15 protein-coding genes, 1 tRNA gene and 1 pseudogene are annotated in these 24,547 nt (G+C 52.8%); 11 read left to right on the forward strand and 6 right to left on the reverse strand.

Annotated features, from left to right (window positions below):
- Positions 1–94 precede the first annotated feature (94 nt).
- Positions 95–595, reverse strand: a complete 501-nt coding sequence (locus QMG16_RS12955) for a CAP domain-containing protein (RefSeq protein ID WP_281794790.1) — start codon at positions 593–595, stop codon at positions 95–97.
- 400 nt (positions 596–995) lie between these two features.
- Between QMG16_RS12955 and QMG16_RS12960 the strand changes: the two genes are divergently transcribed.
- Positions 996–1,361, forward strand: a complete 366-nt coding sequence (locus QMG16_RS12960; protein ID WP_281794792.1) for a DUF2845 domain-containing protein — start codon at positions 996–998, stop codon at positions 1,359–1,361.
- Between the two features lie 77 nt (positions 1,362–1,438).
- Here QMG16_RS12960 and QMG16_RS12965 read toward each other — a convergent pair whose 3' ends face one another.
- On the reverse strand, positions 1,439–1,849 hold the full coding sequence (locus QMG16_RS12965) for an HIT family protein (protein ID WP_281794794.1): 411 nt from the start codon (positions 1,847–1,849) through the stop codon (positions 1,439–1,441).
- 312 nt (positions 1,850–2,161) lie between these two features.
- Here QMG16_RS12965 and QMG16_RS12970 point away from each other — a divergent pair, with 312 nt between their 5' ends.
- On the forward strand, positions 2,162–2,743 hold the full coding sequence (locus QMG16_RS12970) for a flavodoxin family protein (RefSeq protein WP_281794796.1): 582 nt from the start codon (positions 2,162–2,164) through the stop codon (positions 2,741–2,743).
- A 27-nt stretch (positions 2,744–2,770) separates the two neighbouring features.
- Here the strand turns inward: QMG16_RS12970 and QMG16_RS12975 are convergent, their stop codons facing one another.
- Genes QMG16_RS12975 through pgeF form a run of 3 tightly spaced genes read right to left on the reverse strand, consistent with a single transcriptional unit; the run spans position 2,771 to position 5,396 of the window.
- Positions 2,771–3,763: a dihydroorotate dehydrogenase gene (locus QMG16_RS12975; protein ID WP_281794798.1), complete on the reverse strand. Its 993-nt coding sequence runs from the start codon at positions 3,761–3,763 to the stop codon at positions 2,771–2,773.
- Positions 3,709–4,578, reverse strand: coding sequence for a dihydroorotate dehydrogenase electron transfer subunit (locus QMG16_RS12980; protein WP_281794800.1), 870 nt, complete (start codon positions 4,576–4,578; stop codon positions 3,709–3,711). Before QMG16_RS12980 ends, QMG16_RS12975 begins: the two co-directional genes overlap by 55 nt.
- Positions 4,579–4,619: 41 nt before the next feature.
- The gene (pgeF, locus tag QMG16_RS12985; protein WP_281794802.1) at positions 4,620–5,396 is read right to left on the reverse strand and encodes a peptidoglycan editing factor PgeF; all 777 of its coding nucleotides are present in this window, start codon (positions 5,394–5,396) and stop codon (positions 4,620–4,622) included.
- 290 nt (positions 5,397–5,686) lie between these two features.
- Here pgeF and QMG16_RS12990 point away from each other — a divergent pair, with 290 nt between their 5' ends.
- From QMG16_RS12990 to QMG16_RS13000, 3 genes and pseudogenes are all read left to right on the forward strand, one after another.
- Positions 5,687–6,169 carry an FKBP-type peptidyl-prolyl cis-trans isomerase gene (locus tag QMG16_RS12990; protein ID WP_281794804.1) on the forward strand — a complete coding sequence of 161 codons (483 nt, stop codon included), beginning with the start codon at positions 5,687–5,689 and terminating at the stop codon, positions 6,167–6,169.
- Between the two features lie 169 nt (positions 6,170–6,338).
- A tRNA-Arg gene (locus QMG16_RS12995) sits at positions 6,339–6,414 on the forward strand.
- Positions 6,415–8,525: 2,111 nt separating this feature from the next.
- Positions 8,526–9,644: pseudogene (locus QMG16_RS13000) on the forward strand (DEAD/DEAH box helicase); the annotation flags it as partial.
- Between the two features lie 17 nt (positions 9,645–9,661).
- Here the strand turns inward: QMG16_RS13000 and QMG16_RS13005 are convergent.
- The gene (locus tag QMG16_RS13005) at positions 9,662–10,786 is read right to left on the reverse strand and encodes an ISAs1 family transposase (protein ID WP_281794807.1); all 1,125 of its coding nucleotides are present in this window, start codon (positions 10,784–10,786) and stop codon (positions 9,662–9,664) included.
- A 235-nt stretch (positions 10,787–11,021) separates the two neighbouring features.
- On the opposite strand from QMG16_RS13005, the gene QMG16_RS13010 reads away from it, so the two are divergent.
- From QMG16_RS13010 to QMG16_RS13035, 6 genes are read left to right on the forward strand one after another with little or no spacing between them, the layout of a single operon-like run.
- Positions 11,022–12,635: a C-terminal helicase domain-containing protein gene (locus QMG16_RS13010; protein WP_281794809.1), complete on the forward strand. Its 1,614-nt coding sequence runs from the start codon at positions 11,022–11,024 to the stop codon at positions 12,633–12,635.
- The gene (locus QMG16_RS13015) at positions 12,636–17,339 is read left to right on the forward strand and encodes a DNA methyltransferase family protein (RefSeq protein WP_281794811.1); all 4,704 of its coding nucleotides are present in this window, start codon (positions 12,636–12,638) and stop codon (positions 17,337–17,339) included. It abuts the gene before it with no gap.
- A gap of 39 nt (positions 17,340–17,378) precedes the next feature.
- A complete protein-coding gene (locus tag QMG16_RS13020) occupies positions 17,379–17,651 on the forward strand; it encodes a DUF4160 domain-containing protein (RefSeq protein WP_281794813.1) in 273 nt (90 codons plus the stop codon).
- Positions 17,648–17,914, forward strand: coding sequence for a DUF2442 domain-containing protein (locus QMG16_RS13025; protein WP_281794815.1), 267 nt, complete (start codon positions 17,648–17,650; stop codon positions 17,912–17,914). Before QMG16_RS13020 ends, QMG16_RS13025 begins: the two co-directional genes overlap by 4 nt.
- Positions 17,915–17,953: 39 nt before the next feature.
- Positions 17,954–18,169: a hypothetical protein gene (locus tag QMG16_RS13030; RefSeq protein WP_281794817.1), complete on the forward strand. Its 216-nt coding sequence runs from the start codon at positions 17,954–17,956 to the stop codon at positions 18,167–18,169.
- Between the two features lie 3 nt (positions 18,170–18,172).
- Positions 18,173–24,499: a DEAD/DEAH box helicase family protein gene (locus QMG16_RS13035; RefSeq protein WP_281794819.1), complete on the forward strand. Its 6,327-nt coding sequence runs from the start codon at positions 18,173–18,175 to the stop codon at positions 24,497–24,499.
- The last annotated feature ends 48 nt before the right edge of the window (positions 24,500–24,547 follow it).

Raw genomic sequence — 24,547 nt, forward strand, 5'->3', positions numbered from 1 at the left:
GACGAACTGCGGCAGCGGCCGGGTTTCAAAGAAACCCAGGGCATCGCGGATTGGCGTGACATGTGAGGAATCAAGAAATGGTTTTCAAAATCAATCAAAAGCCTGCAAAAAGCTGAACACAGATGTCCCCATAGCACCCGATACCCAGCAGGTCAAAATTGGGATCCATAATGTTCTTGCGATGCGAAGGGCTTTCCATCAATGCCTCATGAAGGGATTCGGCAGGCAGGTCGCCCCTCACGAGATTTTCACCGGCATATCTAAAGTTGCAGCAGGATTTCAACATGTCCCATGCGGGATTCTTTCCGGTGCGGGGGTCCTTGTGAGAAAAGCGTTTGTTCTTGACCAGATACTTGGCACGCTCATACGCTTTTTGCGACAGACATTCATTCCACCTCAGCCCCCTGTTTTCCCGATGGACCAATTCAAAGAGCCTTCGCGCCGTATCTTGGCCGAGATCTCCCGTCATCTGCTGGGTTTCCCCAAAAGAATGACCGCGAGGATAGGCCGGAAGAGTCTTTGAATAGGCGCTGCAGGACAGGAGAATCCATGTTCCCAGGAGCATCACGGTAAAAACGATAAACGATTTTTTCATTTCATCAGTCTATTCCAAGAAATTGCACCGAAGACCCCATAGAAAAAGATAGCAAACCGGAGCAGCGCTTATATCACTCCAGCCCGGCGCAAGTCAATTGCAGCAAATGGGTGCTGAAACTTCATCCCAAAAGACCATGCGGTTGTTCTCCAAGATTCCCATTCCCTCTCATTTTGAGCAAAAACGCATCCCATCGACCGGAGCAGGTCCATTGAACATTGGGGTTGGAGTATTTATGGTATATTTCAGATGCAAAGCAATGTGAAAAATGGGAAACGCTCTTGCAAAGCGATGTTATTGATGAACCATGAGCTATGAACCACGAGCTTTTTTTCATATAGACATCCCTTGAGCCCCGGCGAATCCGTATATCCGTATTTTCTGGGGAAAGGCATATCCGATGAAAAAAATATCCCTCCTTTTCATGCTTTTATTATTGCTCGCCGTCATGACGCCAAGCCACTCTTTCGCTTTCCGGTGTGGAACACACCTTGTTCATATCGGTGACCGGAAATGGGAAGTCTTGCAAAAGTGTGGACCTCCAGACTTCACGGAAGTATGGGAAGAAAAGCGTCTGGAGCGGGTTTTCGGCGTCCCTTATGGAAACTGGGACAGTTCTCTTCAAACCCGCATCCCTTTTGGCGCCGTCGTTTATGTCCTCATTGAAGAATGGGTCTATAGTTCCGGACCGACAAGATTTGTACGCATACTGCGTTTTGAAAACAGCCAGCTCGTAGATATTTACACGGGGGATTATGGATTTTGAGATTTGCATCGGCTGTTTCGGTCCACCCGTTTTCCCTTCCGTTTTGCAACCTAAGTACCGTGGTATTTCACCGCCAATCAGAGTTCTTTCTTGACCCTTTCCAGGACCTTCTCCAATTCCCCCTTGGGATATGCCTTTGCGGGCCATGAAGTGAAAAAACCGTCTCCCACGCTTCTGGGAATCAGGTGAAAATGAACATGATCGATGAGTTGCCCCGCTGCCCGATAGTTGTTCTGAATCAGATTGAGCCCATCCGCTCCCATCCCGCGATGAATCGCCCTGGCCACCTGCCTGGCCACTGCAATGCAGGCGTGCAATTCTTCGGGCGGGGCTTCAAAGAGAGTGGCGTAGTGGTTCTTGGGAAGAACCAGTGCGTGGCCCGGGTTGATGGGGTTGATGTCCAGGAAGCTGATCACCCGGTCGTCTTCATAAAGTTTAGCACACGGGATTTCACCTCGAACGATTTTGCAGAAAATACAATCCGTCATGTTGCCCTCCCGACAAAAGGCCGGCTGTCATGGTTTATGGCTCATGGTAACGGTATTTTTCAAGAGCCTTTCCTGCCTTCCCTGTTGCCTTGCATCTCTTTGCCGTTTCTTTATCTTTCGTTGTGACCACTCCGTTCATGGAGGTCGGTGAATGGATATTTTGCCCAAAAGAGAGAAATATGGATTCACCCGCATCCACCGGGAACAATTCATGTTGAGGAGGCAGAAGATCGTTGGTAGAGTACCAAAGAAGAGGGAAGCTGTAAAGTTTCGCTGTTCATGGGATTTTTTTAAGGAAAGGAGGGTTCGCTTATGCAGGTAGTGGGCATTTACGGATCGCCCCGCAAGGGGGGAAATACCGATCTCATGCTGGACGCATTTCTTGAGGGAGCCGCAGCCGCCGGGGGCGATATCCAGAGAATCTACGTGCGTGACCTGAACATCAAGGGGTGCCTGGGGTGCGGGCACTGCGATAAAAAGGGAACCTGCATACAAAAAGACGATATGACCGGGCTCTATCCGATCCTGGAAAACGCTCCCCGCATCGTGGTGGCCTCCCCCATTTACTTTTACGGGGTCACAGGACAGCTGAAGCTTCTGATAGACCGCTCCCAGGCATCCTTCATGCTCCAGGACCTGGCTAAAAAAGAAGGCCGGGAGCTGGCTCCGCGAAAGAGTCGAAAGGGGTTCCTCCTGAGTGCAGGGGCAACAAGAGGGAAGCGCCTTTTCGAGTGCGCGATTCTCACAGCTAAGTACTTTTTCGATGCTCTGAACATGGACTACGCCGGGGAACTCTGCTTCCGGGAACTCGATCAAAGGGGAGCCGTCCTCAAACATCCCACCGCTCTCGATGAATGCCGCCGGGCGGGGGAAGCATTCCTGGCACAAGACTGACCTCGAAGGAAGTCAGCCTCTCGGAAATCACGGAAGATCCGTCATCCCGCAGGCGATTTCAGCGAAGGGGAACAAACACTGGCGATCCAGAGTCCCGATGTATTCCTCCACGCTTTGCAATTTCTGTACACGCAGAAAGAGCTCCATCCCCCGAAGGATCTCTGCGGTTACCGCCGGCTGAATGAAATTGGCCGTGCCCACCTGGACGGCCCTGGCTCCCAATAGAAGGAATTCCAGCGCGTCCGTCGCAGTGGCGATGCCTCCAATGCCGATCACCGGGCAATCCACGGCCTGCAGTACTTCGTATGTGCAGCGCAGGGCAATGGGCTTGACGGCCGGCCCGGAAAGTCCGCCGAAAATGTTGGCCAGTTTGGGTCGGCGGGTGAAAATATCCACCGCCATGGCCGCCACGGTATTGATGCAAGAGAGCATATCGCTCCCTGCCCCTACCGCCGCCCGGGCGATTTCTCCAATATGGGTGACATTGGGAGTCAGCTTGGTGATGAGGGGAAGCGTCGTGGATCGCCGGACCGCATCGACCACGCGGGCCGCCATGGCGGGGTCGGTCCCGAAAATCATCCCGCCGCTTTTTACATTGGGACAGCTGATATTGATTTCAAGCGCGACGATCCCCGGCACGCCGTCCAGGCGCGCCGCCAATTCCGCGTATTCCTCCAGGGTATTCCCGAAGATATTCACGATCACCGGCACGTGGCGGTCCCTCAGATACGGCAGCTTGGACTCCAGGAAAACATCCACCCCCACGTTTTCAAGCCCGATGGCGTTGATCATCCCCGCCGCGGTTTCCACTAGGCGGGGAGGAGGATTCCCCGGGCGCGGAGCCAGGGAGATGCCCTTCACCACCACAGCCCCCAGTTGGGTCAGGTCCAGAAAATCGGCGTACTCTTCCCCGTAGCCGAAGGTGCCCGAAGCCACCATCACGGGATTCCTGAGCCGCAAAGGCCCTAGCTGTACAGAAAGATCGGGGGCGGCGCCCCGTGCGTCTGGATTTTGTGCCATTGAATGGATTCCGCTCCAAATATGGGTCCGTCTTTACAGACATGTACGTAGTGGTCCGCCGTGGAACCTGCCGGTGCCGAAGCGGGCAGTGCGCACCCGAGGCAGGCCCCGATTCCACAGGCCATCAGAGATTCCAACGAAAGCTGGGAAGGAACCCGGTGTTCAAGAGCCCACCTCGCCACGTGATACTGCATGGCGAGAGGCCCGCACGCATAGAGGACGGAAGGTTTTATATGCTTTTCTTCTGCCGTTTTTCGGAAAAGATCCGTGACGAAACCGTCATACCCCAGGCTGCCGTCGTCCGTACCGCGGTAAACCGAAATTCCGAGGTCTTCCAGGTCGCTTTCCGGGAGGAGCTCCCCGGCGGAGCGCGCTCCGTAGAAGAGATGGATGTCTCGAGCTTCGAGCGTGCCGCGTGAGGCCAGGAGCCGGTGAATGAGTTCACAGAGGGGAGCGATTCCTATGCCGCCGGCGACGATGGCGACGGGGCTGCCGGCATTTCGAGGCAGTTGAAAGCCGTTTCCAAGTGGGCCGAGGAGATTCAAACGTGTTTGCGGAGCGCACCGAGATAACCACCACGTGCCCCGCCCCACAACCCTGTAGAGCACCTCGATGTTCCCCTCACCGGGATGGATGCGATGAAAGGAAAAGGGGCGCCGCAAAAGGGGGTCCATACCCTCACGCACCTGAAGCATGAAAAACTGCCCGGCACAAGCCGCTTCAGCCATCCGTCCGGCCCGAAGCCTCAGACGGTAGGTCTGCTGCGCGACCTCCCGCTGCTCCAGGATAAGGGCTTCTTCCAAAAACTTAGACATGGAATGTATTCCTTAAAAATGACATGTGACACAAGCGCGATTTACGATTTCCACCCCACTACAGCCGCCAGGCGCCCCGTTGTGCGCTCCCCGCGATAGGAAAAAAAATGATTCGTTTCACACACGGTGCACCGCCCGGCCGCCTCGATGTTTTCATCGCGCAATCCGGCCTGGATCAATTGATCGCGGCTGATGGCCCAGAAATCAAAATAATCGGCCTTCACCTGATAGCGCCAGAACGCAGTGGGCAGTTCCTTCCGGTAGTTCTTGAATTCGGCACAACAGGGCCCCAATGAAGGGCCGATGGTTGCCAGCATATCTTCGGGGCGGCAACCGTAATGGTCATGCATGCATCGGACGGTTTTTGCCGCCAAATTGCATACACTCCCCCGCCATCCGCTGTGGATGTTGGCAATCACCCGCCTGACGGGATCCACCAGAAAAATAGCCTGACAGTCCGCTACCTTGATCATCAATCCCACTCCACGAAGCTGCGTCATGAGGGCGTCTCCGGGAGGAGTCACCCGCACGGGTGGCCGCTCTTCGGCGCTCGACAAGGCATCTTCATCGATCACATGGATGGTGTCTCCGTGCACCTGGGGGCCGGCAACGAGTTCCTTCAAACCCAGTTCGGTTTTGATGCGCAAAAGATTTTCCCGCACGGCATCTTGAGAATCCCCGATATTCCAGGCTGCATTGAGAGATGCAAAGGGAGGAGCGCTCACACCTCCATGGCGGGTGAAAACCCCATGCACCAGGCCCGAGATCCGGGAAAGGTTTTCGAAGGTATGCCGGACGACGCCTTTATCTGCTTCCATAAAACACATGACTCAATCGATCTTCAAGGGTAAAGTGTTTGACGTTTCGGTGATTGTCGATGGCCGCAAGCGATCGCCCAACCCACGATGAGCAAACTGGGAGACCGGCGGGCCAGCAGTTCATTGCTTAACGCCAATTTCGAATTAGAGCAAGTTTTATTGCAGAGGGGATGCCTTGACAGGATCGAGCCGGAGGATCGCCGGCTTTATTGACAACACCATGGCAACACTTAGCTTGGTACAAAAAACGGTTGTTCAGGAATGATCGGATAAACAAGGAGAAGCTGCTCATGTCCCAGGTGAAAGAGCATATGATGGTGACCATAGAATTCAGCATACGTACGACAAGCCCCCATGGGGAGGTTGCCGAACTGCCCCCACAGACGTCACGGTTTGTTTTTGGCATAGACGCGCAGTACCCCTCGGTCGAAAGCGCCTTGCAGAATAAAAAATGTGGGGACCGTATCCATGTATATGTCCCCCCTGAAGAATTGTACGGCCATCACGATCCGTCGCTGGTGCGCGAACTCCCACGAAAGGATTACAAGCAGACACGCCTCGCCGAAGGGAAAATGTATCGCGAGATGAAAAAGATGACCCTGGTGCAATTTCTGGTGAAAGAGCTCCGGGACGATGTCATCGTGGCCGATTTCAACGACCCGAGGGCAGGCACATCGGCCGAATTTGACATCTTAATCAAGGATATACGTGGAGCCAGTCCGGAAGAATTGCGACCCTCCTGCGCCCGCGGCCCGGAAATCATGGCCGAATGATTCACGACGCAGCCATCGCTTCGCGCCGATAAGCTCCATCATATCCATTGCAATGGATGCATCTTATTCCGCACCGGCCGATGAATTCATTGACAACGCAATGTTCATATGTTACCAAATTGAAATTCGAGATCTTTCAAATATAAAGGGAAAGATCAACCACAGCAATGGGCGACTAGCTCAGTGGATAGAGCGTTGGTCTCCGGAACCAAAGGTCCCGAGTTCGATCCTCGGGTCGCCCGCCAAGGAAAATCAAGGGCTTAGCCAAATTGGTTGAGTCCTTTTTTATTTATCCCCAACACTATCCCCAACACGCCCGCCCAAAATACCCTTCAAGAGGAAAAGCGAGCCAATCGAAATTCAGTTTTTAAAGAGCACGATTTTTTTAAATGAACCACCACACCCTCAGTGCAAAAACCGCAAAAAGTGTGAGGCCATGCTTGCTGTTTAACTCAGCCCGGTGGCTGTTAACCACTAGGTTGATGGTTCGAGTCCGTCCAGTTGAATCAAGAAAATCAGTGATTTAAGAGACAATCCTAAGCCCTTTTTCGTTGTGTCTTGCAATAAGCTCCAACCCTATTTCCAACTGATTTGAAAAATCCAACCATGTACAGCTACTCGCCACAAAACGTTTCATAAGAGAAAAAGGGCCCACGAGTAATGACAGCAACAAAAGTATGATCCCATTTCAGTACGAAACCAAAAATATTCGACTCAATCAGGATGGCAAAGGGAGATCTTGGAGGAGGGGGCGGACGTTTGCGATGAACAGGGGATCATGAGCAGTCGGAACGGCATAGCTCACGTCGATGATGTTATGGCACACAATGACCGAGTCCGTCGGTTTGCAGTGTAAAGCAAGCTTCCTTTTACGGTGTTTTAAAGCCATACTCAGACATGGATTGACCCGAGAAAGCGGCTAAGATACCCCAAACTTAAAGCCGTTTTCGTGAGGAATGAGAACAAGCCTCTAGACAGTGTGGTAATTGCCCTGAGAATGGCTTCAATTTGTCAGTTGACCTCACTATGATCTGGCAGAGAATATGGCGCCCCCAAAATATAGCGCTGAGGTCAGCGCATTTCCAAGAAGAAAACTCTGGGATCTCCTGATTGACAATGTTGCACTGCAGGAGCATAAAATTTAGCTCCGCGATATGATCCGTCGCCTTCTGGGAGGCACGGATGCTCCTCGCTCACCATTCCAAAGGGGCATATCTTTTGAGACAATGGCAAGCTGTGAGAGCCAAAACTCTAAAGATATATAGCTGGAAAAAAAATGAAAAATCGCATTAATTATGGATCGGCGTTTCAAAAGAGAGCGACATCCCGATAGAGACTTCTCCATCGGCTATGCATCATTGAACGTTATTACTGAGAATCACCCAATGTGCCGAGACATGCGGGTCTATGGGGCTACTTGCCAGATCGATTGCTCAAAAAAATGGAGGTAAGACAATGCAACTATTGTTCGACATTTTGACTGAGTTGGATCGACAGGAAAGAGACGATTTCACTAGTTGGTTCGCGAGCCTGAGCCTGAAGGAACGTGAAGCTGTGACATCCGCATTCGCATCAACCACTGTAGATCAAGACACTTTTTAGAGCCTATCCAAAAACCTACCTCGGCAGCGGACACCCCCCTTGGTCCCCCCTCAAGGGGGGACCAAGGGGGGTGTCGCAAAGTCCACAGGTCGTTTCTGGATAGGTTCTTAGTATTCCTGTCCAAAATCGTATCGCGTTGTTCCTGACAAAGAAGAATCCGGTCGAGGCGCTCATCGATAATATTGACAGTCTCATTGATGAAACCGGGATTACGCAGTCCAGTGAGAATTTCCGAAAGAAAGCGGAGAAATGGGCGAAAAAGAAATGGCAATTAGAGAAGCCAAGCGAGAACATTTGGTTGCATCAGTGATCACAAAATGTGGGTTGAGAAACTCATGTGATCTAACATGAGTGGAGGGCGAGATGGAGAAAATCGGTGAAGTGAGGACATGTGCTCATTGCTACGGTACTGGTAAATGCAACTGTCCAAGCTGCACTGGTAATGCTTTAAGTTCGAAATCAGTGATCTGTTCGGCATGTGGTGGCAAAGGTAGCGTATGGATTGGCCCAGAGAAAATTTACATTAAGAGCGATAAATAACAGCGAATTCGGTCGAAACAGATGGGGACTTTTTTATATTCTTTCACCTCTGGTCATTTCTTAAAACGATAGGGTGTTGCTGTTCCGATTTTTGAGAGTATAGGCACCCTCGCCTGATTTTTGATGAAAATCGCGTGAATCGCTGTGGGCTTGGATTGCCTTGGATGTATGCGGCAGAGAAGCCCTTCTCCTAACCTTCGATGTGAGTGGTTTGATGCAGAAGACAGTTTTTGCTCCTGGTGCCAGGGTCGTGATTCGCGATGCTGAGTGGTTGGTCCGGAAGGTGGATCGGACTTCTACGGGAGGACAGGCCCTCTCGGTAGTCGGTCTTTCCGAGCTGGTAAGAGACAAGGAAGCTATCTTCCTAGATGAAATCGATAAGAACATTCAGGTTATGGACCCGACCGACACCGAACTGGTTTCGGATGGCTCCAACTATTACAGGGACTCCCTCCTTTACATGGAGAGCCTGCTCCGGCAAACCCCGCCAACGGATGAAAATCTCTACATCGGCCATCAGACAGCCATGGATGTCGTCCCTTATCAGCTTGACCCGGCCATTCAGGCATTGAAGCAGCCCCGCCAACGAATCTTGATTGCGGATGCTGTCGGGCTCGGGAAAACCATCGAAGTTGGTATTCTCCTGACTGAGCTGATCAAGCGAGGCCGAGGCAAACGAATTCTCGTTCTGACCGTCAAGAGCATGCTCACTCAATTTCAGAAAGAGCTTTGGAGCCGTTTTACCATTCCCCTCACCCGGTTGGATTCGATTGGGATTCAACGGATTCGCTCCCGCATTCCGACCAACCACAATCCATTTTTCTACTTCGACAAATCCATCATCTCCATCGATACTCTGAAGCAGGATATCGAGTACCGGACCTACCTGGAAAACTGCACTTGGGACATCATTGTGATCGATGAAGCGCACAACGTGGCCGAACGGGGCTCGAATTCCCTCCGATCCAGGCTGGCAAAGCTTCTCTCTTCCCGTTCCGATACCCTCATCATGCTTTCTGCCACTCCCCATGACGGCAGACCCAAGGCATTCGCCAGCCTCATGAACATGCTCAACCCGACCGCCATCGCTGATCCTGAACAGTACGGCCCGGAGGACATCAAGGGGCTGTTTGTCCGCCGATTCAAGAAAGACATCAAGGACCAGGTGAAGCAGTCCTTCAAAGAGCGGAAGATCAGCAAGGCAAAGTGCCAGGCAACGGCCCTTGAGGAGGAGGTTTTTAACACCTTTGCCGAGTTGAGCTTCACTAAAATCGACCAGCGTCGGACGGCTGGAAAACTCTTCAAGACGACTCTGGAAAAGGCCCTGTTTTCAGGGCAATCGCATGACTTTTATTTTCCGAGCAAGACCTTAGCCAGATAGCGGTTATCCCAGCCCGCTTTGAGGCGTTTGTTTTTCACCCCGACTTTAGCTGTCTTTTCTTCACGGAGGAGATTCAAAGCAATATGGCGCAAGAGGGCAAGGTTTTCTGGAGCATGATCTTTCCTGACCCTCGACTCGTCTTCTCGAAACGCTACGTCGAGAACCCAGTGGCAGGAGTTCTCGATTCCCCAGTGAGAGCGCACGGCATTGGCAAAGAGCTTGGCGTTGTTTTCGATGCTCGCGATGTAGTATCTGCACTCGATTGTGGTTTTCTCATTTCGGGTCACCTCGGAGAGGACGGCTCCAATGGTTTGAAGCCCTTTCCATTCCTCAGGATTGGGGAGCTGATTCAGAAGGGAAGTTGTGAAATAGGAGCGAACCTCATGGCGACCGTGACCGCTCTCCTCCGTCTGGAGGAAATCAAAGTCCGGGCCATCCAGGTCCTCTTGCTTGGCCTCGGAGAAGGTCTTTTCCACCGCATCGAGCAGAGTGCCCTGGTTTCCTTTCAGCCCCAGCACGTAATCGCCTCCCTGCTCGACGATCTGTCCGGCGATCTTCTTCTGGCAACCCATGGCATCGATGGTCACGATGCACCCATGGACATCGAGGACCTTGAGAAGCTCCGGGATGGCAGTGATCTCATTGGATTTCTTCTCCGTTTTTACCTGCCCCAACACCAGTCGGTTCCTATTGGCCCAGGCACTGACCATGTGGATGGCCGCAGTGTTGGACTTGGAGTCGTGGGAGCGGCGCAGCGTCTTTCCGTCAATGGGTACAATCTCTCCCTCACAGATCTGGACAACCGATTGGATCCAGCTTACGAAACATTCTTGGAATTTCTCGGGGCGGATCAGGGAAAACACCCGGCCAAAAGTATCATGAGAGGGAATCCCATTGGGGAGATCAAGGAAAGTGCGCAGCCATTTGAACTTGGCTTTTCCAAAATCAGAGATCCCCATCCAGTCGTCGGCCCCGCAGATAGTACCGCAGATGGCGATAACGAGGATGTCGATCAGCTTGTGGCGAATCTTTTTAGTGTGTTTCCTTGGGTCTTCCAGCTCGGAGAAATGTTCCATGATAGTCCCTGCTCTCATCGTTCCTCTCAAATCTTTTCTGATTAATGTCAAGGACTATCTCTATACAACAACGAAGCGGAGAATGCAGCTATTAATTTGATTTCACAACGAAAGTCATGCGATTGCCCTGGCCCTGTTTTCGAGTCCGGCAGCATGCCTCCAGACCATCAAGAACCGTATCCATCGACTGAAGAATGAAAACGATCCGGCATTTGACGGCGACATAGCCTCTCTTGAGGAATTGGCCGAGGTCTTGGGCAAGATCGGCCCGGGTGATTTCAGCAAGTACCAGAAGCTCTTGAAGGTTATTCAGGACAAGAAAAGTGGACTCGGCTGGGACGGGAAAGACCCGCTGGACAGGCTGGTTGTCTTCACCGAGCGGATCGAGACGCTGAAGTTCCTCGAAGAGAACCTGAAACGGGATCTCAAATTGAAGGAGAATCAGATCACCATCCTCCATGGCGGGCTCTCCGATATCGAGCAACAGGACATCGTGGATTCCTTCGGGAAAGAAGAAGCCCCGATCCGGTTGCTCCTGGCTTCCGATGTTGCATCGGAGGGCATCAACCTCCATTTCCTCTCTCACAAGATGATCCATTTCGACATCCCCTGGTCCCTCATGGTCTTCCAGCAGCGCAACGGCCGCATCGACCGGTATGGGCAGGAGCGGGAACCGACCATCGTCTACCTCATGACCGAGAGCCGAAATGAAGATATTCAGGGAGATACCCGGATCTTGGATCTCCTCATCGATAAAGATGACCAGGCGGTGAAAAACATCGGTGACCCGTCGGCTCTCATGGGAGTTTACGACATCGAGCTTGAAGAAAACATCACGGCCAAAGCCATCGAGGATAACCTCACTACCCAGGATTTTGAGTCCAGGCTGCAGGCGGCCGCCGTTGATCCCCTGGCAATCCTTTGGGGAGAAGAAGAGGTACCGACCGGACAGGCAACGGATGAATCGAAGCGGCGCATGCCCTCTCTCTTCCCGGATGATTTTGCCTACCTCAGGGAAGCCGTGGACTATATCCGGCGGGTCCAGCCTGTTCAGGCCGAATTCGACGACGAGCAGAAGACCGCCAATATCACGGCCCCCGCTGAACTGGAAAACCGGTTCAAATTCCTGCCGCGAGAGGCTTGGCCGGAGGATGGGCGATTCGTTCTTTCTGCCGACCGCAAGGAGATCATGAAGGAAATCAAGCGGAGTCGGAAAGAGGAGAAGGTTTGGCCCAAAATTCACCTCCTCTGGGAACAGCATCCCGTAATGAACTGGGTAAACGATAAAGTTGTGGCAGCCTTCGGCCGCAATCAGGCTCCTGTCCTCAACCTGAACGGAGGCCTCCAGCCGGGCGAATCGATCTTCATCATGTCAGGACTCGTTCCGAACCGGAAAGGTCATCCCCTTGTCCATCGATGGTTCGGCATTCAGTTCATCAATGACGCGTTCGTTTCCATCATCGATATGGAAGATGTGCTCAAAAGGACCGAAATCCACCGGAAGCAATACCCGAATAAAGGGGTGGAAGTGGACACCTCATCGCTAAAGAAGCTGATTCCTCTGGCGGTCGAGAAGGCCTACGAGTGGATGAAGGTCCGACGTGACGCATTCGAGGAGGTCATCAACGAGAAGCTCGATGCGCAGTACAAGGAACTTGAGCGGCTCAAAGCCAGAAAGTACACCCAGCTTGAATTCCGGTTTTCACAAAACGGGTCTGCAGCACAGATCGTTTTGGATCGAAAGGAAAAGGAGCAACGGGAGATCGATCGGATCTTCGATGAGTACCTGGACTGGATTCAAGAGACGATGACCACGGAGAAGCTCCCGTACATCCGCGTGGTTTCCGTCTTGAAGGGAGGCTGGTAGATGGCTCTCGATCTTACCGGAATCAGTAATGAAAACGAATTCTACACCCAGCACTACCTGAGCGTGATCCTCGAAAATGATCTGAAAAATCTCTTCTCCACCTGGAGCAAGCTCGAAGAAGAAGAGAACATACAGCCCCCCTACGCCAAACTCGAAAAACTGGCCCGACGGTATTTCACGTTTAGAAGTCAGCTCGAGAAGTTGAGAAACCCTGAGGAGATCCTGGAGGTCCAGCACGAGTTCTTCCCGATGCTCCTGGAATCTCTTGGCTACCCCTATGCCCCCGTGGTGAAGGAACTGGATACCGGCGAGCTTTTGCCCCTGATCTGCGAGATCAAAAAGAAGAGCGGAGCTCCGGAGCTGTGGGCCATCGAGACCGTCCGCCAGTCAGAGGAAACCGTTGACCCCCTCGACCTCTGTCTTGCCCAATGTCAGTACAATGGTGTTGAATCCGACAAGATGCTGCTACAGGACTGCCTGGCCGACCTGGTGACCAAGAAGATTTTCACCCAATCAGAGCCCCCCAGATGGATCATGCTCTTGAGCCATTTCAATGTGGTCCTCCTGGATCGATCCAAGTGGAACGAGAAAAGATTTCTGCGATTCGATCTGCCGGAAATCCTCGGGCGAAGAGAAGCATCCACCCTACGAGCTGTCGCGGCACTGCTTTCCAGGGACAGCACCTGTCCGCAGGACGGGATCTGTCTGCTCGATACTCTGGATGAGAGCTCCCACAAGCATGCGTTTGCCGTTTCCGAAGATCTGAAGTATGCCGTTCGTGAGGCCGTGGAGCTTATTGGAAACGAGGCCGTTCATTACCTACGGAACGTCAAGGAAGGGATCTACGGAAAGGAATACTCGGACAAGCTGACCAGGGAGTGTCTCCGATACCTCTACCGTCTTCTTTTTCTCTTCTATGTAGAAGCCCGGCCGGATCTTGGCTATGCACAGATGAAAAGTGAGGAGTACCGTACCGGGTACAGCCTGGAATCCTTGCGCGACCTGGAATTGGTTCCACTCACCACCGATGAGTCCCGAAACGCCTTCTTCATCCATGAATCGCTTCAAATCCTTTTCAATTTGGTCTTCAACGGGTTCAGTCCGCAGCAGCTGGCGACAACTTCAGGCAAACCCGTCTTTCGTATGCAGCCGCTGAAAAGCCATCTGTTCGATCCGGCGAACACCCCTCTCCTGAGCCGGGTCAAATTCCGAAGCTTTGTGTTGCAGCGGGTCCTGGAACTGTTGTCCCTCTCCAGGCCAAAGGGAAACAGGGAAAGGAGGGGCAGAATCAGCTATGCCCAGCTCGGAATCAACCAGCTGGGGGCCGTCTATGAGGGTTTACTCTCCTACAGCGGCTTCTTTGCCGAGACCGATCTCTATGAAGTCAAGAAGGCCGATGCCCCATACAACGATTTGGATCCCGCCTACTTCGTGAAGGCAGAGGACCTCTCCAAGTACGAGGACAACGAAAAGGTCTTCAATGACGACGGCACCTTGAAAATGTACCCGAAGGGGACCTTCATCTATCGATTGGCCGGACGAAACCGCGAGAAGTCCGCGTCTTATTACACCCCCGAAATCCTCACGCAATGCCTCGTGAAGTATGCCCTCAAGGAACTGCTCAAGGACAAGAAAGCCGACGACATCCTGCAATTGACCGTCTGCGAGCCGGCCCTGGGAAGCGGGGCGTTCTTGAACGAAGTGATCAACCAGTTGTCCGAAGTGTATCTCAAGCTCAAACAGCAGGAAACGGGGCAGATCATCGCTCATGATGCCTATGTAAGAGAGAAGCAGAAGGTCAAAGCCTATATTGCGGCCAATAACGTCTACGGGGTGGACCTGAATCCGACGGCCGTGGAACTGGCTGAAGTGTCCCTCTGGCTCAATACGATCTATGATGGCTCCAGCGTGCCCTGGTTCGGAATGCAGCTGGCAACCGGCAATTCATTGATCGGTGCCAGAAGGCAGGTCTTCTCGGCCGACTTGCTGGAGAAGAACCGAAAAGGAAAGCAGACGTGGCTGGATGTTGTCCCTGAGAGGGTTCCTCTGAATGAGACCCGACCACCCAAGACGGTCTATCATTTCCTGCTGCCGGATAACGGGATGGCCCATTACACCGACAAGGTGGTCAAATCCATGGCCGAGGAGGAACTGAAGAAGATCAAGGCCTGGCGAAGCAGCTTCATTCGACCCTTTTCAGAAAGTGAGATTCAAACCCTTTCACGGTTGTCCCAGGCCGTGGACAGGCTTTGGCTGAGGTGTGTACAGGACCGCCGGGCCGTCCGGAGTGAAACGAGGGAAAACCTCACTGTATTCGGCCAAGATGGGGCGGCCGGTCAAAAGACCCCCCTGAGCATCCAGGCGAAGGACAAGCTCTTCGGTGAAAAGATACTCTCCCGGGGGATGCGCCATTCCAGTGCCTACCGGCGACTGAAAATGATCATGGACTATTGGTGTGCCCTCTGGTTTTGGCCCATCGAAAAAGCGGACCTCCTGCCGAGCCGGGATGAGTACCTGATGGAGCTGTCCGCCATCCTGGAAGGGAGCGTCTACGATCCCGTTCCCATGGATGGAAACCAGGTCCGGATGTTCCCGGCGGGTGAGCAGCGACCGAAGCAGCTCAAGACTATGGACCAGTACGGGTTTGTCGATCTGGACAACCTCTGTAGAGAGTTTGAGCGGCTGAAGCTTGTGGCAGGTTTGGCCGAACAATACCGGTTTCATCATTGGGAGCTGGAATTTGCGGACTTGTTCGCCGAGCGTGAGGGTTTCGATTTGGTCGTGGGAAACCCGCCCTGGATCAAGGTGGAATGGAACGAAGGGGGCGTCATGGGCGACGCTGAGCCGTTGTTTGTCCTCAGATCGTACACGGCCCCGCAGCTTGCAGGGCTCAGGAAGGAGATCTTGGGGCGACACAACCTTCGAAGCGGCTACCTGTCCACATTCGAAGAGGCGGAAGGAGTACAGAACTTCCTCAACGCCCTGCAGAACTACCCATCCCTCAAGGGCATGCAAACCAACCTGTACAAATGCTTCCTCCCCCAAGCCTGGATGATTGGAAGAAGTACGGGCGTTTCTGCCTTTCTTCATCCCGAAGGGATCTACGACGACCCCAAGGGAGGGGCATTCAGAAATGCCGTCTACGGTAGACTCAGGCATCATTTTCAGTTTCAGAACGAGTTGAAACTTTTCTCGGACGTCGATCATCATGCGAAATTCAGCATCAACGTCTACGGCGAGTGCCGTTCCAATCGGGTCGGCTTTTCCCACATTGCCAACCTCTTCATCCCGGCCACAGTGGATGGTTGTTTTGAACATTATGGGAATGGTCCGGTGCCCGGTATTAAGGACGATGCCAATCAGTGGAACGTCACCGGCCATGCCGCCCGTATTCTTCAGGTAACGGACAAAGAACTGGCTCTCTTTGCCGGTCTGTACGATACGGAGGGCACATCGGCCATGCAGGCGCGCCTGCCCGCCCTTCACTCCAGGGAACTGGTGAGCGTCCTCCAGAAGTTCGCCGATCAGCCACGGCGGCTTGGAGACTTGCAGGGCGAGTATTTCTCAACCGAGATGTGGCACGAAACAAACTCGCAGAAAGATGGCACTATCCGGCGGGAGACACGCTTCCCGAAAGCCACCGACGAGTGGGTGCTCTCAGGCCCTCATTTTTTCGTGGGAAACCCATTTTACAAGACGCCCCGCAGCCAGTGCAGGCTCAATTCCGATTATGACGTGCTTGACCTGACTGAACTTCCGGACGATTACCTGCCACGGACGAACTATGTTCCTGCGTGCGGTGCCAATGAGTATCAGAGGCGAACACCGAAGGTGCCTTGGGGGGAAAAGAAACCGATTACTGAATTCTATCGGGTTAATGCCAGTCGGGCGTTGAGCCAATCGGGAGAGCGAACCCTACAGGGTTCCATCATCCCACCAAAGGCTGGTCACATAGATAGTGTGTTCAGTATGACTCTCCAAGACATTACTCTTATTCCTTATATCTTAGGTCTGTGGATGTCATTACCGTTTGATTTTTTTGTAAAAACAACGGGTAAAAGCGATCTTCGGAATGATTTAGCAAAACAACTTCCCTTGCCATCCACACAATCGCACTGGCAGCTGGTAGCCCGTACTCTGATGCTTACTTGCTTGGCCAAGCCCTTTGTAGACCTCTGGAAAGTTATCTTCAATCAGGACTTTCGCTTAGACCAGTGGGCAAAATTGGACCCCCGCCTCGACAACGCCAAATTCGCCAAGCTCACGCCCGAGTGGTCCCGCCATTGCGCCCTGCGAACCGACTACGAGCGCCGTCAAGCCCTCGTTGAAATCGATGTGCTTACGGCCATGGCGCTGGGCCTCACCCTGGAAGAACTGAAGACCATTTACCGGGTGCAGTTCCCGGTTCTTCGCCAGTACGAGGCCGACACCTGGTACGACCGAAACGGCCGCATCGTGTTCACGGCAAGCAAGGGACTGCCCGGCGTCGGCTTTTCCCGCCCCGAATGGGAGCCCATCAAAGCCATGAAGAGCGGGAGCGTCTCCCGGACCGTCATGGACGACACGCTCCCCGGCGGGCCACGGGAGCGAACCATCGTCTACGAGGCTCCCTTCGACCGCTGCAACCGGGAGCGGGATTACGAGACCGCGTGGGCGGAGTTCGAACGACGGTTCGCTCGAATCGGCAAGGTCGATATGTTATAGTCAACCAAGCCAAACCAAAGCGAAAAAGGAGAAGACGGGATGCCTGCAATCTCCATGTTTTATGGGATTCTCATCCGGATGTTTTACCGCGATATCGAAAAACATCACGTCCCACACATACATGCCGATTACCAAGGGCAAGTTGCGGTGTACTCGATTCCCGACGGAACGCTCCTGGCTGGTGAATTGCCACACAACAAGCACAAGCTGGTCGTTGCGTGGATCGAAATTCATCAAGAAGATTTGATGGCTGACTGGACGCTGGCTGTGAACGGCAAGAAACCATTTCCCATCAGAGGACTTGACCAATGAGAATAGCAAAGATCACACCACAACCTGGTTGGGTATTGTCCATCGTTGCGGACGATGGTCGCATGGGCGATTTTGATGTCAGTCCGTATTTGGAATACGAAGCGTTTGAACCCCTTAAGAATCATACAGAATTTCTGAAGATTTCCAACGGGGGATATTTCGTTGAATGGGATTGCGGCGCCGATCTATCAGCCGATACCATCGAGGCTCGATGGCGGCTAGTCGGCAAAGCTGAGCCGCAGGCAACGGCTCAAAACGGGTGATGAGCTCGAACGGGGAGAGCAGGCGAGGAGTCAAGAAGCATGCACACCACCTACCGACTTCATGCGAATCAACTGGATGAGAAGTTCATCCAATCCTTGAAAGCCCTTTTCGGGGACAAAGACATCGAAATCATGGTGAGCGAGGTTGATGAAACGGCCTACCTGCTTCGGTCGGAAGCGAATGAGGAGCGGCTCTTGAAAGCCATTGAGAATTTCGAGAAGAGAGAGAATCTGCATGAAATGCGGTGTGAGTAAACGATGATTCCATCCGTCTTGTCCAGCCAGGTTCAACGAGGCATCGAGGACTTCCTCAAGACCACTTTCCCTATCTCAAACCCGTTTTTCGAGGGGATTGTCGACCGACTCATCGATAGCCGGGATGATCTGTTCAAAGGCCCATACCTGTCCATGAAGCTCCCCTTCCGGCTAGGGAGCGCCGAGACCGAATTCTTTCAGGATATTCCTCTTGGTTTTACGCCCTATCTCCATCAGGAGACGGCTTTCCGGCGCCTCAGTGGAGAAGAAACGAAATCTACCCTGGTAGCCACAGGAACCGGGTCCGGCAAGACGGAGTGCTTCCTCTATCCAGTCCTCGACTACTGCTACCGTCATCGGGGAGAACCCGGCATCAAGGCCATCATCATCTATCCCATGAATGCCCTTGCGACGGACCAGGCAAAGCGTCTGGCAAAGCTGATTCATGGAAATGAAAATCTTCGAGACAAGATCCGTGCGGGACTTTTCATCGGCCAGATGGAAGAAAACGCCGCCACGGCAATGACGGCAGACCGGGTGATCACCAACAAGGATACCCTGCGACTGAATCCCCCCGACATTCTCCTGACCAACTACAAGATGCTCGATTATCTGCTGATCCGTCCAAGGGATTTCAGCTTGTGGCAAGCCAATGGGCCGGAAACCCTGAAGTACCTGGTCGTCGATGAACTGCATACCTTCGATGGGGCTCAAGGGACCGATCTTGCCTGCCTGATTCGGCGATTGAAGGAGCGGTTGAAGACTCCGGAAAAGTATCTCTGCTGTGTGGGAACCTCCGCCACTCTGGGCGGCAAGGAGAGCGCCAGGGACCTTCAAGACTACAGCGGTGAAGTTTTCGGAGAGGAATTCGATGCCGATTCGGTGATCGCGGAATCACTCCTTACCCCAGGGGAATTCTTCCAGGACTCCTTCATTACCCGGATTGCGGTTGTCCCTCAGGAAGAAGCCGAAAGGTTGAGGCCGGACTCGTTTTCCGATTTTGCATCCTACATTCAGACGCAGCATGAACTGTGGCTCGGAGAGCGGATCGAGAATCCAACGGAAGAGCAATGGAAAATCGATCTATCGGAGAAGCTGAAGCAGCATGCCTTCTTTCGAAATCTCCTGATGATTCTTGAGAAAAGGAACGGCATCGTGCCACTCCCGGAAATCATCCAGGAGCTGGACAGGGTGATTCCCGAGTTTCAAGGCGGCACTCAGGAATACAAACAGGATGTACTCGGAAGCCTCCTGGCCCTCATCTCCTGTGCCAGGGTCAAACCAGCCGAGAGGCTTCTGCCGTTCCTCAATGTCAGGCTTCAGCTGTGGGCCAGGGAATTGAGGCGAATCGTTGCCGAGGTTGGCCCTGAGCCGAGGCTGAGATTCTCGGACGATCTCAATGATGAACAGTCACGAACTCACCTTCCGGTTGTTCACTGCCGGGAGTGCGGTGCCATGGGGTGGGCGGGGACAAAGAGAGAACAGGACACTTCCATGAACCCCGACCTTCAGCATTTTTACCTTTCGTTTTTTCATTACAGCCCGACCCTCACCTATCTTTTCCCCAAGGACAGGCGAGTGGTGCAGCTCGGCCAGCAGGAATTCGGGAAGTGGATCTGTGGCCACTGCCTTCATTTGACTCAGGGAGACCACATCGCGGCGTGCCCGGTTTGCGGCAAGAAGGATCGGATCGTCCCGGTCCTCATCGTCAACACCAGAATCAAGAAGAACGAAACGGTTCGAGGAACCCACAACTGCCCGTTCTGCGACAGTTTTGACAGCCTTACCATCATCGGCTCCAGGGCGGCAAGCCTCACCAGTGTTGCCATAAGCCAGATCTACTCCTCAACGTTCAACGATGACAAGAAGCTCCTCACCTTTTCCGACTCCGTTCAGGATGCCTCTCACCGGGCTGCCTTTTTTGCCGCGAGAACCTATCGATTCAATTTCCGGAGCGCTCTGCAGAAGTTCATCGATCAGGAGCCCGGCGAGCTGTCTCTGGATCAGATCCCAGCCGGGTTTGCTGAATACTGGCTGAAGGAACGAGGTAAGAACAATTTCATCAGTACATTCCTGGCGCCGGACATGGCCTGGTTCGAAGATTACGAGCTGTTGGTCAAGAACGGCAAGATACCGGATGGAAGCACCCTGCTCGATGAGGTTCTCCGACGGATCGATTGGGAGATCACCAGTGAGTACGGATTCAACTGCCGTATCGGAAGAACCCTGGAAAAGACAGGCTCCTCCATAGGCAGTATCAAGGTCGAGAAACTCAAGGAAGTATCCGATTCACTGCTCGAACCACTCCAAAATGAACTCGGTTGTCTCCGGGAACTGGACGAAAGGACGCTTCTTCGATTCCTGCTTGGATTCATAACCCAGCTCAGAGCAAAGGGCGGGGTGTTTCATCCTGCTCTGAAATCCTACGTGGACAATTGGGGCGGGTATTATTCCATCAACATCATCCCTTACATGCCGAATTTTGGGAAACACTCCCGCACCCCAGCCTTCCTGACGACCAAGGGCGGCACCCGATTCGATACCCTCATCAGCAGAGGGAGGGGAAAGACCTGGTATGAAGACTGGGTCGCGAAAAACTTCTGCCATCTCTATCCCCTCGTGGGGATGTACTCGGAAAGAATCTATGAACTGGCCCTCCGAGCACTCTCCAAGCTTGAAATACTTGAAGAGGTAAAGATCCAGGGGCATGCCGTTTGGGGAATCAGCCGTTCTGCCGTTTTCGTCGGAAGGGAAGTGAAACAGTACCGGTGTGATACCTGCGGCCATAGTGTCTCAGCAACTGCGGACGCCTCGGAATGGTGGAGGGGGTGCTCCTGCCTGAAATTCGAATGCCGGGGCCACTATGAGGAGGAACCCTACACCGAAGACTATTACGGTAAGCTTTACTCCACGGGCGATGTTCAGAGGATCTTTGCGGAGGAGCATACGGGCTTATTGGAGAGGGGAACGAGGGAATTGCTGGAAAGACGTTTCATCAGCGGCGAAAACCCGTGGGACCCGAATCTTCTTTCCTGCACACCGACCCTTGAGATGGGTATCGATATCGGCGATCTCTCATCGGTGATCCTTTGTTCGGTTCCACCCTCCCAATCGAACTACCTGCAAAGAATCGGGCGAGCAGGGAGACGGGATGGCAACTCCTTTGCCATGACCGTCGCCAATGCCAGGCCTCATGATCTGTACTTCTACGATCAGCCGGAGGAGATGATAGCTGGTCGAGTGGAGCCTCCAGGCTGTTTCCTCAATGCGCCCGCAGTCCTTGAAAGGCAATTCACGGCCTTTTGTTTCGACAGGTGGATTGAAACCGGAGCATCCGGTGTCGCTCTTCCATACAAGTTGGGCCAGGTGCTGACCAACCTCAGCAAGAAGGACAACAAGAATCTCTTCCCCTTCAACCTCCTCGACTTCATTGAAAACAATAGAACGGTCCTTTTCGAGCGGTTCGTACAGATCTTTCAGGGTTCCCTGACAGGAGAGTCCGTGGAAAATCTCAGGGCCTTTGTCGAGGGTGCCGAGGGAGAGCAGAATCTAAGATACCGGATCTTGAACGGTCTAAACGAGATCGATAAGGAAAAACGCACCCTTCAAGACCGGGTGAAGAAGCTCAACTATCGAATCAAACAAAAGGAAAACGATCCGGTAAAGGACAAGAACTACGAGTCGGACCTCGACGATTTAAGGCTTGAGAAGACCGCCATCAATGGCATCATCCGTTCCATTGTCGAGAAGGACACGTTCAATTTCTTCACCGACGAAGGATTGCTTCCAAACTATGCCTTCCCTCAGGCGGGGGTGATCCTTCGGTCTGTCATTTACCGAAGAAAGAAGAACACGGACGGGCCGGGCAAGTATCAAACCAAGGTCTTTGAGTACGAACGACCGGCTGTGAGCGCCATCCACGAACTGGCCCCCGCCAACAGGTTCTATGCGGAGGGTCGGAAGGTCACCGTTGATCAGATCAATATGGCCACATCTGAGGTGGAAGACTGGCGGTTTTGCAACAATTGCACATATCATGAACTGGTGGTTTCAGGGGAGGAAAAGGCAGCCTGCCCCAAATGCGGAAGCCCTCTTTGGGCTGATGACGGACAGAAACGCCGCATGATCCGCATGCGCCAGGTGATTGCCACAACTTCCGACAAAGAGAGCCGCAACCAGGATGACAGTGATGATCGAGAGCCTGAGTTCTACAACAAGCACATGCTCTTTGATGCCGATGAGAAGTTCATCGAGAAAGCCTTCAAGATCGACCGGGAAGATTTCCCCTTCGGGTTTGAGTATCTGAACCGAGCGACCTTCCGAGAGGTGAACTTCGGGAACAAGGAGACCGTTGGGGAGAACATCGATGTCGCCGGCCACCAGGTTCCGAAGAAGGGGTTTGCGATCTGTCGCGAATGCGGCAAGGTTCAGAGAAACGGGAAGAAGATAGAGCATGCGGTGACCTGCAAGTACAAGCTTCGAAGCTCCGAGAAAAATGTTTTTGACTGTCTCTACATGTACCGGGAATTCACTTCGGAAGCCATCCGCATCCTGCTCCCCATGACGAGTTTTGCCGGTTCAGACCAGAAGCTTCATTCCTTCATCGCCGCCCTGTTTCTTGGATTGAAGAAGGTCTTTCGAGGAAACATCGATCATCTTCAAACCACGGTTTATGACGATCCCGTGGCCGGAACGTCCCACAAGAGGAAATACCTCGTCCTCTATGACGTGGTTCCCGGAGGAACAGGGTACCTCAAGCAGTTGATCAGGACCGAAAAACCGCTCATGAATGTCTTCGAAGCCGCATTGGAGGTCTTGAGATCCTGTTCATGTCAGCAGAATCCGGAGAAGGATGGATGCTACCGGTGTCTTTTTGCCTACCGGATGAGTTTCGACATGGCGGATATCTCGCGGAATACGGCCATTCAGGTTTTAACGGAGATCCTCAAGGGAAAGGATGCTCTTGTTGAAACGGAATCTCTGAGCAAGATATCGGTCAATGCGTTGTTTGACAGCGAGCTTGAGGCCCGTTTTGTCGAGGCCGTAAGGAGGGTCAAATTCCACGATGAGCCTGTTTCTTTTAAACAGGATATCGTGAATGGAAAGCCGGGATGGTATCTCAAGATCAACGGCAATGGATACTACATCGAGCCGCAGGTCAGTGTCGGACCTGAAAGCGGGGTCCTGATTCCAAGCAAGATCGATTTCGTCTTTCACCCTGAGAGGCAGAAAGATAGCAGGCCTTCTATTGCGGTTTTCACCGATGGATTCTCATTTCATGCCGATGGAGCTGCCCTCAAGAACAGGATCGGTAAGGATCTAGCTCAGAGAATGGCCCTCGTCCGGAGCGGGAAGTATCTCGTCTTCTCCCTGTCGTGGAACGATATCGAAAACCAGTTCAAGCCGCAGCAAGCCTACTTCATCAACTTCACACAGCCCCACGGCTCCCGTTTCGGAAAGCTCCTTGATGCCTTCGATGCAACATTCGGCGTGAAGAAGCTTTCGGATATGCACCTGGCCACAGGTTTCGAGATGCTGATCCAGTTCCTGGCCATCCCGGATTTTGAAATGTGGAGACTCTATTCTTTAATCCATGCCATGATCCATATTGATTCAAAGAAGCTGGGAACCTTCAATGCCATTGAGTCAGCACGAGAGGCCCTCAAGAGGGACGCACCGTGGCATGAAATTCAGCCGACTCTCGAACACGATCCGAACGGCACGTATTGTTTTGGCATCAATGAGAAGACTTACGAGGACAATAAGCCGATGCTCAAAATGCTTGTCTGCATCGGCAAGGAAGACATGCAGGGCCGCAGGTTTCAGAAGCTCGAAGTGACATGCCGATTTTATGATGATGACGATATCGCACTGAACCCCAACTTTAAGGTGGCATGGAACGGTTTTATCCGACTCTACAACGTTTACCAGTTTGCTCCACAGGCTCTATTCGTTACCTCGAAAGGTATCCTGGATGGTGAGTATTCCTCCTTTTTTGCTTCTCAGGAAGAACTTCGTCCAGAAGCAGTGGCGGGTTTCGAACAGGATGGTTTGCGAGACCTCAAATCCGTAACCGACCAACGAATTCATCCGTTCCTTTCTGTGGTCGCTGCGAATGGGATTGCCCTTCCGGAAGCGGGATTCGAACTGTCTGACGACAGAGGGGCAGTGATTGCATCGGCAGAGTTGGGCTGGCCGACGCTAAAGGTTGCTTTCCTCGTCGACGAGGAAATGGAACGGGCTCTTCTTTTCACCGAGAGGGGTTGGAAAGTTGCACACTTGGCAGAGGTAGTTTTGGAACCGGAGAAGTACCTCCAACTACTCCAGTAGATGAAACCAATTCTGAGATTCATTGCTTATTGATTTATAGGAGAATCC

Origin of the sequence: Desulforhabdus amnigena (genome assembly GCF_027925305.1) — a bacterium.
GTDB lineage: Bacteria > Desulfobacterota > Syntrophobacteria > Syntrophobacterales > Syntrophobacteraceae > Desulforhabdus > Desulforhabdus amnigena.

Bases quoted from the DNA above. Each gene is read 5' to 3' on its own strand.
- QMG16_RS12955 (WP_281794790.1), bottom strand. From the start codon at position 595: ATGAAAAAATCGTTTATCGTTTTTACCGTGATGCTCCTGGGAACATGG.
- QMG16_RS12960 (WP_281794792.1), top strand. From the start codon at position 996: ATGAAAAAAATATCCCTCCTTTTCATGCTTTTATTATTGCTCGCCGTC.
- QMG16_RS12965 (WP_281794794.1), bottom strand. From the start codon at position 1,849: ATGACGGATTGTATTTTCTGCAAAATCGTTCGAGGTGAAATCCCGTGT.
- QMG16_RS12970 (WP_281794796.1), top strand. From the start codon at position 2,162: ATGCAGGTAGTGGGCATTTACGGATCGCCCCGCAAGGGGGGAAATACC.
- QMG16_RS12975 (WP_281794798.1), bottom strand. From the start codon at position 3,763: ATGGCACAAAATCCAGACGCACGGGGCGCCGCCCCCGATCTTTCTGTA.
- QMG16_RS12980 (WP_281794800.1), bottom strand. From the start codon at position 4,578: ATGTCTAAGTTTTTGGAAGAAGCCCTTATCCTGGAGCAGCGGGAGGTC.
- pgeF (WP_281794802.1), bottom strand. From the start codon at position 5,396: ATGGAAGCAGATAAAGGCGTCGTCCGGCATACCTTCGAAAACCTTTCC.
- QMG16_RS12990 (WP_281794804.1), top strand. From the start codon at position 5,687: ATGTCCCAGGTGAAAGAGCATATGATGGTGACCATAGAATTCAGCATA.
- QMG16_RS13005 (WP_281794807.1), bottom strand. From the start codon at position 10,786: ATGAGAGCAGGGACTATCATGGAACATTTCTCCGAGCTGGAAGACCCA.
- QMG16_RS13015 (WP_281794811.1), top strand. From the start codon at position 12,636: ATGGCTCTCGATCTTACCGGAATCAGTAATGAAAACGAATTCTACACC.
- QMG16_RS13020 (WP_281794813.1), top strand. From the start codon at position 17,379: ATGCCTGCAATCTCCATGTTTTATGGGATTCTCATCCGGATGTTTTAC.
- QMG16_RS13025 (WP_281794815.1), top strand. From the start codon at position 17,648: ATGAGAATAGCAAAGATCACACCACAACCTGGTTGGGTATTGTCCATC.
- QMG16_RS13030 (WP_281794817.1), top strand. From the start codon at position 17,954: ATGCACACCACCTACCGACTTCATGCGAATCAACTGGATGAGAAGTTC.
- QMG16_RS13035 (WP_281794819.1), top strand. From the start codon at position 18,173: ATGATTCCATCCGTCTTGTCCAGCCAGGTTCAACGAGGCATCGAGGAC.